Below are 13185 nucleotides of genomic sequence, written 5' to 3' on the forward strand. Positions count from 1 at the left end.
ACTTCATACTTCATATTCTTGTTACCTTTTTACTTTAATCTGCTGCCGCAGTTCCTCGATCGTTCCTAATAATTCACTTTGAGCGATCGCACTCTGCTCTTTCGATGCCATCCACTTCAGCTTGACGGTTTGGTTCTCTGCTTCTTCCTCTCCCAAAACCAAGCAAGCGACAGCACCGCTACGGTCAGCCCTAGCGAACTGCTTTTTAAAAGCACTTCCACTCAGGTCTAGATCCACGCTAAACCCAGCTTGACGTAATTTTTGAGCTAATTGTAAAGCTTGGGATTCGGCTTTCTCGCCTCTGGAAACAATGTAAAAATCCAACGCCGGGACGGGTGCCTCTTGCAGCTGTTGCAGCAGGATGATCAAGCGTTCTAAGCCCATTGCCCAACCCACTGCTGGTGTCTTGGGTCCCCCTAGTTCTGCTACCAGCCCATCGTAGCGTCCCCCACCACAGACAGTTGCTTGCGCTCCTAGGTCGTCTGAGATAATTTCAAAGGCAATGTGGGTGTAGTAATCCAGACCGCGCACCAGACGCGGATTGAGTTGGTAGGCAATCCCCAAATCAGCCAGACGTGCTTGGATTTGCTCAAAATAGCGACAAGAATCTGAACTCAGATAATCCAAGATACTGGGAGCATCTTGAACAATTTCTTGCGTCCGCCGATCCTTGCTATCGAGTATCCGTAATGGATTGCGACTCAGCCGTACCTGCGAATCCGAGTCCAACTCTTCTTTGTAAGGAGTCAGGTAATCTACCAGTGCTTGCCGGTAACGCTGTCGATCTTCAGGATTTCCTACTGAGTTAATATCCATGCGGAGATTTTTTAGACCGAGGGTTTGCAGAATATCGGTCGCGATCGCAATTACTTCTGCATCTGCCCTCGGATCGGCAGTCCCCAACACCTCTACCCCCAGCTGGTGAAATTGCCGCTGTCGTCCCTTCTGGGGAGCTTCGTAACGAAACATTGGTCCCAAATACCAGAGGCGCTGAATCCCACTTTTGACATCAAGAGCGTGTTCAATATAAGAGCGCACAACCCCAGCCGTTCCCTCCGGTCTTAAGGTCATGGAATAGGGATTTTCCCCCCGACTCTTGAAGGTATACATTTCCTTCCCTACCACATCTGTGGTTTCGCCAATCCCGCGCTCAAAAAGCGTCGTCAGCTCAAAAATCGGGGTGCGAATTTCTTGATAAGCCGCTCTGCTTAGAATATCCCGTGCGACCGATTCTACCCATTGCCAGTACCCGACTTCTTCGGGCAGAATATCCCGCGTTCCCCGTATCGCTTGAATGCTTCCCATTGTTTAGATTTTAGATTTTAGTGAGTGTCATGAGTTTTTCACCCCCAGGATTTTCACTTTACCCCCTTCGGGGATTGGGGGTTAGGTCATTGCAATGGCGAAAACTTCATGACACTGAAGATTTTAGATTCAATCCCATCTAAAATCCAAAATTTATTGGTTTTCCTCCCAAGGACAATAGCGCTGACTATAGTAGTCCAAAATCTGCCTGACCCATTGGCGACTCAAGGAATCGGCATCTTCTGCATACTGGATCCACAAGCCGCCAACTTGGCTTTGATAATAGTCGAACGATTGCCCCGAAGGCTGGGGAACCAAACCTGTGTCTACCCCTCCCACCTGACGCAAATGAGCAGCAATTTCCCGATATACCGCTAAGGGTAATCCAGGGAAGCGAATTTCATACCGCAGGCGTTCTCCTCCAGCAGTCTGCACCTTTCAACTCCTACAACAACTGAATCGTGGTACTTGTTTAAGCTTGAGGAGAGCCATTGATTCCTGGCTCCTTCGCAGGAGCAACAGCCGTCGGTGTACCGGGTTGATTGCCCCGAAGGCTGGGGAACCAAACCTGTGTCTACCCCTCCCACCTGACGCAAATGAGCAGCAATTTCCCGATATACCGCTAAGGGTAATCCAGGGAAGCGAATTTCATACCGCAGGCGTTCTCCTCCAGCAGTCTGCACCTTTCAACTCCTACAACAACTGAATCGTGGTACTTGTTTAAGCTTGAGGAGAGCCATTGATTCCTGGCTCCTTCGCAGGAGCAACAGCCGTCGGTGTACCGGGTTGATCGGGCGTTGCCACTGGTTTTTCCCCAACCCGTCTGGCAACTTCTCTGCCGTATTGCTCCAGAATCACTACCGGACTGGCACCATTATTGACTTCAATCCGCTTGACTAGCACCTGCCCATTAGATAAGCGCTGTCCCACTCCGACGTAGCGACTTGGCTCGTTTGGTACCCTCACAATTGCCTGAGGTTCACCCCCCACCTGAACCACTCCTGTGACTTCTACACTTCTTGCCAAGTTTGGTTCTGGTAGCGGTGGCAGTTTGGGTAGAAGTGGCGCGGGAGCAGGAATCCGAGGAGCTGTCGCAATCCGGCTACCTGGCGTTATACCGTTTCTGTTCCCTGGAGGTGTAGCGTTTCTCCTACCCGCAGTCGCCCCATTCCCATTTCTAGCACCTGGAGTGGTAGTGGGGCGTATCGTCGTCCTGCCGCCTGCGTTCCCCCGACTGCCAGCATTCCCTCCGCCTCCAGCGGTTCTGGAAGGTCTGACAGGGGGCAGGGGTGGCGGTACGGGAATCACTCGACGCCCAGGAGTCAAACCCTGAGGAGGAGCTACACCAGGGGCCGGAAACGGAGGGGGAGGCGAACCCGAACCCGTCTCGTTTGGTGTCACTTCCACAATTGGTTTCAGGGGAACAAGTGCAAACGGATCTTGCCGCCCTTTCTGAATTTCTCGCAGCCGCACATCAGAGTTAGTGGATGGAATCAAGCCGGAAAGCCCAGGAACGTTTGGCGGTTTTGGGGGAACGATCCCACTATTGGGAGGAAATGGCGGGGTTGTTGGTGAAGCAGTAGGTACAGCAGACGGAGCGGGAACTGGAACAATGCTAGGGCTAGGAGCTACAGCCGTATCCTCTCCCTGTGAACATCCCCCCGCTAACACAGCAAGTATTCCCAAAAACGCAATCCATGAATGTTGACGCATGACCAGTCTCCCAGAGCTTTACCTGCATCCGCCCATAGAAATTCCCTGTTTGCTTTCAACAGTTCTAAATATATGCGGATAATTTATTTTATTAAATGTGTGCAAAAACACCCATCTATATATTCAGTTTACTGGACAGAGATCGATCCATCGCTTTTGTGTTCCTTATCTTCAAAGAATCGGGAATCTCAGTTTCCGGTTGTTGGAAGAATCAATCATCAATCCCAACCATTGACTTTTTCAGTGCATCCAGTCCCTTTTTGACCCGTCGAGAAACGGTCACAACACTGATATCTAAGCGTTCTGCAACTTCTTTTTGCGTTAAGTCGTGTAAGAAAACAAATTCCAAGATTTCGCGGGTTCGCTTTTCTAGCTGAACTAAAGCTTGTTGCAGGCGAAGCTGGTCTTCTTGCGCTAACTGAAAACTCCGATATTGCGGGTCTGGGACGATTTCACCTAAGCAAGTTTCACCTTCCGAACCATCCCCTAGGGGTACATCTAAACTTACAAGTTCGCGGTTTTGAAAGGCCAACTTGATTTCCTGCCATTCTGCCTGTGAAATTTCTAGCTTTGCTGCCACCTCTGAATCGGTAGGAGGTCGGTTGTACTTCTGCTGGAAATACCGCGTCAAAGAAACTGCCTGATAGTGCAGTGCTTCCCAACGGCGAGGAATGCGGAATGAGCCGCCTTTATCCCGTAAATAGTGCTGAATTTCTCCGCGAATGTAGGGGATAGCAAAGGAACTGAAGGCGTGACCCTTGGACAAGTCAAAGCGCTCAATTGCTCGAATTAAGCCTAAACAGCCGACTTGAAGCAAGTCTTCATAACTTTCTGTACACTGATTAGTCCAGTGATGTGCTTCTTTTCTCACCAATCCAAAATTCAGTTTTACCAGCTGATTGCGAACAGTATCTAAACGATTTTGCTGGTACTCTCGCAACAGCCGTAAGCTTTCATGCTTCAGTTCAGGAGTGGCAGTGCTATACATATACGAAGTTCAGTTGGTAGAGTGGCCCGGTTAAAAACGTTTGTTTCAGTTATATTCTGTTTTTGAAGTGGGTGCTGTGATACTAAACATAGGTTGCGATAACAAAACTTTAAGCCGGAAAGCGAACAAATGCAGTTGGGGAAACGCCCAGGAATGTAGCCTTTTCCCCAAATTGCGATAAGTTGCTTTCTTTTCCTCGCTTCAAAATTCAGTTTATTCTCTGAACCTGGTCAATTACAACAGCATTTTCACCGAGAAACTCTCTTGTGGGAATCACTCACATGATTGCGGAGTGTAGGCAGAAGGATTAAACAGCAGATGCTGACCTTGCTAAAGAAAAGAAAAAAGGGGTTCCAAACCCCTTTTCCTCACCTGCAAGCAAAGCCAAGCCGCGTGGCTCGGTGCTAACGATCAGATTTAAGCCTGGTCTGGTGAAATCCGAGCATAGAAAATGCCGCGAATTTTCACTTCCTTAGCTTCGCCAGCGCCTAGATCGGTATCGGATGGCTGTTCGCTCTCAAATGTACCGGCAATTTCACCTGTGGCGTTATCCACTTTAGCGACTTGGAGAGAAATTTCGCCCTTAAGGGTTTCAGCACGCTTCACATTGGCACGTGTCAGTGCTTCCTGATCGGCTTGACTGGGGAGTGCTACTGCATTGTCATAACCAGTGACAACACCGCGACCCTTGGGATCGAGGAAAGCTGCTCCCCGATAGGAGGGAACGTTAAACTCGCCTTCAAAGTCAGTCGAGGTGTTAATACTGTCCATTCCTGGCTGGCTTTTGGCAACCAGATTTTTGATCGTGAATAGAAAGGGTACTCGCTCACCACCCGGTAGCTGGACGGTAATAGCTTGGAAGTCGAGACCATCCTGTTCAATAAAGGTCAAACGACGATCTTGATCAACTTGCAATTTACCCAGCACCTGGTCGATGCTAGAAGTAAACCGGGTCAACAACTTACCCTGAACGAATTGGGCGGATTGACGTTTGTTTGTAGATTCTTCTTTGACAAAGAAGCTGGTTGGCTGTAGGCACAGATTCGTCAAAGCATACGACTGTCCAGGCTGAATGGGAATGGCACCGCGTGTCGTTTCTGACAGTTGCGGGCAGTTATTCGCAAGCCCGGTACCTCGAATTTGGTCGTAAGTGAGTGGAGTGGGAACACTGGTCGCAGCTGCTGGACCTTCACTACAAGCAGTTAATACTCCCAAGCACAAAGCTAGGAAGGCAACAATGAAAGCGCGATACCTCATGGTCAACCTCAAATATTTAATCTAGGAATCCCTACCAGTAGAATCTGATATTGGGCTTAAGTTACAACAGACAAAAGTGAAATTCTTAATCAGGCTCGGAATGGTTCGGCTCAGAATCTCTACAGTGAATTTTACAAGGCTTTGTGTTGCCTTTATCCTGAAGCTCAGTGTAAATTGACCATTCCAGTCAGTGAAAGACTCGGTTAAAGTTGAGTTTATCAAACGGAGTAAAGGGGATGGCGTGAACAGCGATCAGAATTTAGAATTGGGGCTTTTGAAGCCGGAACTGCAAGCGATCGCTACTTCTGTTCGCGCTTTGGCACAGACTTGCCAGGGGGATACTCTGGCTCTGTTGGCGTTGCTGCGGGCGTTAGAAAGTTGGCATCGTGAGATTCGAGATACTGTGTTTCAAGCGTCTTTACCGGATAATCGTCAGGCTCTATATGCCCTGCTGAAGGATATGGAAGAAGAAGGCGGCTGGCCCTATATTGAGCGCATGAAGGTGCGATCGCTGTTGGAAAAGCTCTCAGCCGCAGAATCGCCCAATTCTTCACACCCTCTACCACTGGAGTCAGAAACTCACCCACCTCAGCCTGGTTGAAGTTACACGGTTGAAGGCAAAACTCTTTCACTGGCGTGGCTCTAGGCGTGTGAAGTTGTCAATCTTTATTGGGCTATAAAGTACAACAAATGCTAAGATCCTCCAGATTATTAATGCAATCTCTGAACACTAACCCCCTGCTTAATTTATGCCGGTTGCTGTTAATCCGATTAAGTTTGGTACAGATGGCTGGCGAGGCATCATCGCCGCAGACTTTACGTTTGAGCGGGTGGCTTTGGTAGCACCGTTGGCGGCACAAGTCCTGGCAAATGTCTATGGCGAGACGACGGGTAGCCGCACAATTATTGTGGGTTATGACCGGCGCTTTATGGCGGAAACGTTCGCCCGTAAAGCGGCCCAAGTCGTGCAAGCAGCCGGATTTGAGGTGCTGCTGAGCAGTAGTTATGCCCCCACACCGGCATTCAGCTGGGCGGCTTATCAACGGAGAGCTTTGGGAGCTTTGGTGATAACCGCTAGTCACAATCCCGGCTCATATTTAGGGTTAAAAGTCAAGGGTGCATTTGGAGGATCGGTACCCCCGGAAATTACTCAGCAGATTGAAGCGTTGTTAGAGAAGGAACCGTCACCTGACTCGACGATGGCGGGAAGCTTCGAGATGTTCGACCCGTGGCCCAATTACTGCGAAGCACTACGGGCGAAAGTCGATATTGCTTGCATTCAGGATGCGATCGCCCAACATAAGCTTGCTGTCTTTGCTGATGTGATGCACGGTGCTGCTGCGACAGGACTAGAACAACTGCTGCAAACGCCAATTCAGGAAATTAATAGTTCCCGCGATCCTTTATTTGGTGGAAGTGCGCCGGAACCTTTGCCGCGTTACCTTTCCCAGATGTTTCGGCAGATGCGGACTCACCGACGCCGCAGCGGTGATGGGTTAGCAGTGGGGTTTGTGTTTGATGGAGATAGCGATCGCATTGCTGCTGTCGATGGACAGGGAAATTTCCTCAGTTCCCAAATTCTCATCCCGATTTTGATCGAACACATGGCCTCTCGGCGGGGATTGACGGGCGAAGTCGTTAAAACAGTGAGTGGTTCCGACTTGTTTCCCCGCGTTGCCTCCCTGTACAATCTGCCAGTATATGAGACGCCTATTGGATACAAGTACATCGCCGACCGGATGCTAACGACTCAGGTGTTAGTCGGTGGTGAAGAGTCGGGAGGGATTGGCTACGGCAATCATATTCCAGAACGGGATGGGCTGTTGTCAGCGCTGTATCTGCTAGAAGCGATCGCGCAATCAGGAATGGATCTCAGCGATCTTTACCAGCGCTTGCAAGAGAAAACTGGCTTTCATTCTGCCTACGACCGCATTGACCTACCATTAGCGAGTATGGAAGTGCGATCGCGCCTGCTAGAACAATTACAAAATACACCCTTAACTGAGATTGCCGGTCGGTCGGTAATTGATTGCCTAACGATTGATGGTTATAAGTTCCGGTTAGCCGATGATAGTTGGTTGATGATTCGCTTCAGCGGAACCGAACCCGTTTTGCGGTTGTACTGCGAAGCGCCAACGCTGAAACAAGTTCATCACACCTTAGAGTGGGCGAACAAGTGGGCGAATTCAGTTTAAGCCCTACAAAGTATCTAGCTCGGTACCCAATGCCCGTAGTTTCGCAACAAAAAGGAATCGGCTCAAGCTTGAGCCGATTCCTTTTTGTGAATAAGCAAAAATAAATTTCAATGCTGAGTAAACCAGACACTTTAAACACTCCTTTTGGTTCATGATGAGGAATGCAGAATGCCAAAGAATTGCATCATTTGCTTATATAAGTCTTGGTTTTCCTATTCAATATAAAGACGGATATAAGTTGTATATTTTAGCACTGATATAGAGACTGTCAAAACGGTTGGCTTGCTGCTGACAATATCCCTCCTTACTACTAAACAGATATAAACAGATAAAAACGGACTTAGCCAAATTTGCTCCTTTCTGTGGCAATCTGAGAAACAGAGAGGAAAGCCAAAATTAAACAAAAGGTTATGCAAACCCTGCCCAATCCAAGCACTACCAGTGCATCTTCCAGTCAACCCTCCTTTGAAACCACTATCAAGCGGCGCAAAACTCGTCCCGTCAAGGTGGGAAATGTCACGATTGGCGGCAACTACCCAGTGGTAGTGCAGTCGATGATTAATGAAGACACCCTTGATATTGATGGATCGGTTGCCGGAATTCGCCGCCTGCACGAGATTGGCTGCGAAATTGTCCGCGTTACCGTGCCAAGTATCGGTCATGCCAAAGCTTTAGCGGAAATCAAGCATAAATTAGCTCAAACCTATCAACCAGTGCCCCTGGTCGCTGATGTGCATCACAACGGCATGAAGATTGCCTTGGAAGTTGCCAAGCACGTTGATAAGGTGCGGATTAATCCAGGGTTGTATGTATTTGAAAAGCCAAAAGCGGATAGGACGGAATATACCCAAGCTGAATTTGATGAAATTGGCGAAAAAATTCGCGAAACTTTAGAACCCCTGGTAGTTTCCTTGCGAGATCAGGGTAAGGCAATGCGAATCGGGGTAAATCACGGTTCTCTTGCTGAAAGAATGCTGTTTTCCTACGGCGACACCCCCGAAGGGATGGTGGAATCTGCCCTAGAATTTATCAAAATTTGTGAATCTCTCGACTTCCGGAACCTGGTAATTTCTCTGAAAGCCTCGCGGGTGCCAGTGATGTTAGCCGCTTATCGTCTGATGGCACAGCGGATGGATGCGCTAGGCATGGATTATCCCTTGCATTTGGGCGTCACTGAAGCGGGTGATGGCGAATACGGACGGATTAAGTCTACCGCAGGCATTGCGCCTCTGCTTGCTGATGGGATTGGCGATACGATTCGAGTCTCAATCACTGAAGCACCGGAAAAGGAGATTCCCGTTTGCTACAGCATTCTGCAAGCTCTGGGATTGCGGAAAACGATGGTGGAATATGTCGCCTGCCCCTCATGTGGGCGGACATTGTTTAATCTAGAAGAAGTGCTGCACGAAGTGCGGGAAGCCACCAAACATCTTACAGGTCTGGACATAGCAGTCATGGGATGTATTGTCAATGGTCCCGGAGAAATGGCGGATGCCGACTATGGTTATGTTGGTAAACAGCCCGGTTACATCTCTCTGTATCGTGGCAGAGAAGAAATCAAAAAAGTGCCAGAGTCTCAAGGAGTTGAAGAGTTGATTAATTTAATTAAGGCAGATGGACGTTGGGTCGATCCTTAAGTAAGTGCTGAGTGGTGAGTGTCGAGACAAAAGTTAATTCAAAACTCACAAAATAATAAGTGTTGAGGAAAGCATTAATTTAAAACTCAATCGCGAGAAATCGCGTTTTTACAGCTCAAAACTCAAAACTCTCTACTTCCGGACTTGCACTTAGTGCAGCTGGATAAATAATTGCGCTCTCCGGCTTCCATATATGGCCTGTGCTAGAGTTAGCGTAATTCCTTGGCAGTAGTTTCCCCCCGGCTCAGAAAGGATCATGGTAATTACAAAACGCGGGCTCGTTCTCGGTGCGACAGCACTGGTTTTATCGACTGTTGCTGTTACGGGCGCTGGTATTCATCTGTCTCAAGGTCAGGCTTTTTTTCGTGAAAGTCCCAAGGAACTTGTAGATGAAGTATGGCAGATTATTGACCGCAGTTACGTAGATGGCACCTTTAATAAAGTCAATTGGCGGTCAGTTCGTAAAGACTACCTGAATCGGTCTTACCCCAGCAAGAAGGAAGCCTATGAGGCGATCCGGGAGATGCTGAAAAAGCTGAACGATCCCTACACCCGCTTCATGGACCCGGAAGAGTTCAAGAGCATGCAGATTGATACTTCTGGGGAATTAACTGGCGTTGGCATTCAACTCGCTCAAGATGAGAAATCGAAAAAGCTAACGGTTATTGCGCCAATTGAAGATACACCAGCGTCTAAGGCTGGTGTTCTGGCAAAGGACACTATCACTAAAATTGATGGCAAGAGTACCGAGGGCATGGATGTCAATGATGCTGTGCGCCTGATCCGAGGACAACCAGGAACGCAAGTAACCTTGACCATTCAGCGGGGCGAAAAGGAATTAGTATTTCCTCTGAAACGAGCGCGGATTGAAATCCATCCGGTGCGCTCTAGCAAGCAGAACAGTCCTACGGGTGAGATAGGCTACATTCGCCTGAATCAGTTTAGCGCCAATGCTGCTAAGGAAATGGCAGATGCGATTAAGGGTTTAGAACGGCAGAAGGTAAATGGCTACATTCTGGATCTGCGTTCTAATCCAGGTGGATTACTCTACGCCAGTATTGAAATTGCCCAGATGTGGTTAAAAGACGGCACAATTGTCTCAACGGTGGATCGTCAGGGCGAAAGGGAGCGAGAGAAAGCGAATAATCGCGCCCTCACAGATAAACCGTTGGTGGTGTTGGTAGATGGCGGCTCGGCGAGTGCTAGTGAAATCCTCTCTGGGGCGTTGCAGGATAACAAGCGAGCTGTTTTGGTAGGGACAAAAACCTTTGGTAAAGGCTTGGTGCAATCGGTGCGGGGGCTGGGGGATGGTTCGGGACTAGCGGTGACGATCGCTAAGTATTTCACTCCCAACGGGCGCGATATTAATCAGGCGGGGATCAAGCCGGATGTGGTGCTGGAAATGACGGAAGAGCAGCGCAAGGCATTGCAAGCCGATCGCAATAAAATCGGCAGTGCTGACGATCCTCAATACGCTAAAGCGCTGGAAGTGCTGAATCAGAGGATTGCCGCCCAGCGAGGGAACCAGGCGCAGAAATAGTTTTGAGTTATGAGTTTTGAGTTAAAATTCCAAACTCAAAACTCATAACTTATTGGGGTTGGCACTTTCCAGCGCGAATTAAGCCGACGCGACGAGCGATCGCTTCCGCTTGAGAATCAAATGGTCCCCATCGTTCCACAAAAGCTGATTTATCCTCTCCTTCGACTTGTTCGCTGGAGAGGATTTCGCATTTTCCTTCTTGGCGCTTGACAATATACCAGATTTGTGTAGCAGTCATTCGGTGAAGATTCGCAAAAAACGCCTTGAAGAGTAGCTTAGTGATGAGTTTTGAATGATGAGCAATTAATTCAGAATTCAAAATTCAAAACTCATAACTTTTCTAGTTAATGTGCGCCGTTGCCGTTTCCAGAAGTTGCGATCGCGCGTTCAACCAGCTTGTCTGGAACTTCTTGGAGATGGTCGTACTTCCAGTGAAAGAAGCCGACGCCCATTGTAAGCGATCGCAATTCCACAATAAAATTGTGCATCTCTGCTTGGGGTAAGTAAGCAGAAATGCAATCCCAACCGGGCCAATCTGACTTCCCTTCGTAGCCGAGAATTTGTCCCCGACGTCCGCTGACTAGCTGGAGAACCTTAGAGGTAAATTCGGCTGGGGCACACGCCTGAATCGCGGTAATCGGTTCTAGGAGCGTTGGTTCGCACTTGGGCATTCCTTCCTGCATCGCAATCCGGGCTGCCTGTTTAAACGCTTGTTCGGAACTATCAACCGAGTGGTAAGAACCATTCGTCAGCGTCACCGCTACATCGACCACGGGGAAGCCCAAGGGGCCATGTACCAAATACTCCCGAACACCCGTCTCAACGCCAGGGATATACTGTCTCGGTACGACGCCACCGACAATTGTTTGACTGAAGTTAACGCCTTCGCCACGCGACAGCGGCTTGATATCCAGATAAACATCGCCAAACTGTCCGTGACCGCCACTTTGGTGCTTGTAGCGCCCGTGAATCGAGGATGCGGGTTTGCGGATGGTTTCTTTGTAGGGTACGCGGGGCAGGTGAGTCGTCATTGGCAGGTTGTACTTGCGCCGCAGTCGGTCGAGGGCAACTTGCAGATGAATTTCACCTTGACCCCAAAGGATGACTTCGTGGGTGTCTCCATGTTGTTCCCAAGCTAGGGAGGGGTCTTCTTCTAGCAGCTTTGTGATGGCGCTGCTGAGTTTAACTTCATCGTTGCGTTTTTCGGGCGTAATCGCTAAAGCAAAAACGGGTGCCATTTGCTCGGCTTTGGGGAGTTCGGTCGCCAGTGGGTCGCCGGAAGCGGTCAAGGTATCGCCTGTTTTAATTCCCTCTAAGCGTCCCAAGACAACAATCTCACCGGCTTCGGCTGAAGTCAGCGGCTGTTGTTGCTGACCCATCAGACGATACAAGCCACCAGTCCGAACGCCATTGAGGACAATTCCATCAGTCAACGTGCCCTGCCACACCCGCACCAGGGAGATTTTCCCGCCTTGAGGAGTGTAATAGGTTTTAATCGCTTGTGCGAGGGGGGCATCGGCATGGAGAACGATTCCCCGACGTTCGGCAGTGGTGGATGGATCGGGTGCTTCTCGCAACAACGCTTCCAGCAACGGTCGCACTCCGTAATCTTGCTCGGCAACGCCCAGGAATACAGGCACGATTAAATCTGCCCCTAACTCCATCTTCAAGTCTTGGAGAATTTCTTCTTGGGGCGGGTTAATTTCTTCTAGCAGTTCTTCTAGCAGGTGGTCGTCAAAATTTGCCAATTCCTCCAGCATTTCGGCACGGGCGGCTTGTTCCTGCTCTTTGAGGTTATCTGGCATCGGCACCGGGTCGGCGGCGGCACCAGGATGGTAGTGATAAGCTTGTTCGCTCACCAGGTCGATAAAGCCGCTGAGCTGTTCGCCTTGACCAATGGGATACTGGTGTGGGATCACGGGGCGACTGGAGACCGTTTTTAGGGCGTGCAGCACGTCCATGAAGTTGTTGTTCGCCCGATCCATTTTGTTGATGAAGACTAGGTGCGGAATTTCCCAGTCGTCGAGGAATTTAAATAGCGGCGCGAGAGTCATGACGCGATCGCTCACGGGTTCGCACACGACAATTGCTGCATCGACGCCAATCAGAGCATTGTAGGTTTCTTGAGCAAATTCAACCGATCCGGGACAATCGACAAAGGTGAAGCGGACACTGTCGTACTCGGTGCTGGCAGTTGATACTTCCACGCTCATGTGGCGATCGCGTGCCTCTTGGGAACTATCTCCCACCGTGTTACCGTCTGAAGTGCGACCTTTGCGGGAAATCGCACCCGTGACGAAAAGCAAACTTTCCAGTAACGTAGTTTTGCCACTTAAATAGGGGCCAACAATTGCAACATTGCGTACCCCGGACATGACTTTTTCGTTCATGATTCACCCCCAACAAAATAAAAAAGATGTAGAGATGTGAGCGATCGCATGGGTATACGGGATTGATGCCATTGGCAGCTCCCGGAGAATTTTTGCCCTCCCGTGCCGATGGCGATCGCTGTTAACAGTTAGATGGAATTTTGTATCCCTGAATGTGAGG

Annotated in this window: 11 protein-coding genes; 4 read left to right on the forward strand and 7 right to left on the reverse strand. The window is 49.3% G+C overall.

Annotated elements, in window-relative coordinates; translation table 11 throughout:
- Positions 1-21 precede the first annotated feature (21 nt).
- The 5 genes from hisS to NC997_RS13895 all read right to left on the reverse strand — a co-directional run bounded on the left by hisS (position 22) and on the right by NC997_RS13895 (position 5263).
- Positions 22-1305, reverse strand: a complete 1284-nt coding sequence (gene hisS / locus NC997_RS13875; RefSeq protein WP_190529817.1) for a histidine--tRNA ligase — start codon at positions 1303-1305, stop codon at positions 22-24.
- Positions 1306-1458: 153 nt separating this feature from the next.
- Positions 1459-1740 (reverse strand): hypothetical protein, encoded by a 282-nt coding sequence (locus NC997_RS13880; protein ID WP_190529819.1) that lies wholly within the window; start codon positions 1738-1740, stop codon positions 1459-1461.
- 285 nt (positions 1741-2025) lie between these two features.
- The gene (locus NC997_RS13885; RefSeq protein ID WP_190529821.1) at positions 2026-3018 is read right to left on the reverse strand and encodes a hypothetical protein; all 993 of its coding nucleotides are present in this window, start codon (positions 3016-3018) and stop codon (positions 2026-2028) included.
- A 211-nt stretch (positions 3019-3229) separates the two neighbouring features.
- Entirely contained in the window at positions 3230-4006 is a 777-nt protein-coding gene (locus NC997_RS13890) for an RNA polymerase sigma factor SigF (RefSeq protein ID WP_190410989.1), read from the reverse strand.
- 417 nt (positions 4007-4423) lie between these two features.
- Positions 4424-5263, reverse strand: a complete 840-nt coding sequence (locus NC997_RS13895; RefSeq protein ID WP_190410988.1) for a photosystem II manganese-stabilizing polypeptide — start codon at positions 5261-5263, stop codon at positions 4424-4426.
- A gap of 241 nt (positions 5264-5504) precedes the next feature.
- Here NC997_RS13895 and NC997_RS13900 point away from each other — a divergent pair, with 241 nt between their 5' ends.
- From NC997_RS13900 to ctpC, 4 genes are all read left to right on the forward strand, one after another.
- Entirely contained in the window at positions 5505-5864 is a 360-nt protein-coding gene (locus NC997_RS13900) for a hypothetical protein (RefSeq protein WP_190411053.1), read from the forward strand.
- 148 nt (positions 5865-6012) lie between these two features.
- Entirely contained in the window at positions 6013-7458 is a 1446-nt protein-coding gene (locus tag NC997_RS13905) for a phosphoglucomutase/phosphomannomutase family protein (protein ID WP_190529823.1), read from the forward strand.
- Positions 7459-7868: 410 nt separating this feature from the next.
- Positions 7869-9095, forward strand: a complete 1227-nt coding sequence (ispG, locus tag NC997_RS13910) for a (E)-4-hydroxy-3-methylbut-2-enyl-diphosphate synthase (RefSeq protein WP_190410986.1) — start codon at positions 7869-7871, stop codon at positions 9093-9095.
- Positions 9096-9351: 256 nt separating this feature from the next.
- Complete coding sequence (gene ctpC / locus NC997_RS13915; protein WP_190410985.1) at positions 9352-10635, forward strand: carboxyl-terminal processing protease CtpC; 1284 nt, start codon at positions 9352-9354, stop codon at positions 10633-10635.
- A gap of 49 nt (positions 10636-10684) precedes the next feature.
- Here ctpC and NC997_RS13920 read toward each other — a convergent pair whose 3' ends face one another.
- Both NC997_RS13920 and NC997_RS13925 read right to left on the reverse strand, forming a co-directional pair.
- A complete protein-coding gene (locus NC997_RS13920; RefSeq protein WP_190430219.1) occupies positions 10685-10873 on the reverse strand; it encodes a DDE transposase family protein in 189 nt (62 codons plus the stop codon).
- A 106-nt stretch (positions 10874-10979) separates the two neighbouring features.
- A complete protein-coding gene (locus NC997_RS13925; RefSeq protein ID WP_190529825.1) occupies positions 10980-13025 on the reverse strand; it encodes an elongation factor G in 2046 nt (681 codons plus the stop codon).
- Positions 13026-13185 lie beyond the last annotated feature (160 nt).

This window comes from Trichocoleus sp. DQ-A2 (assembly GCF_039961915.1).
Lineage (GTDB): Bacteria > Cyanobacteriota > Cyanobacteriia > Cyanobacteriales > FACHB-T130 > FACHB-T130.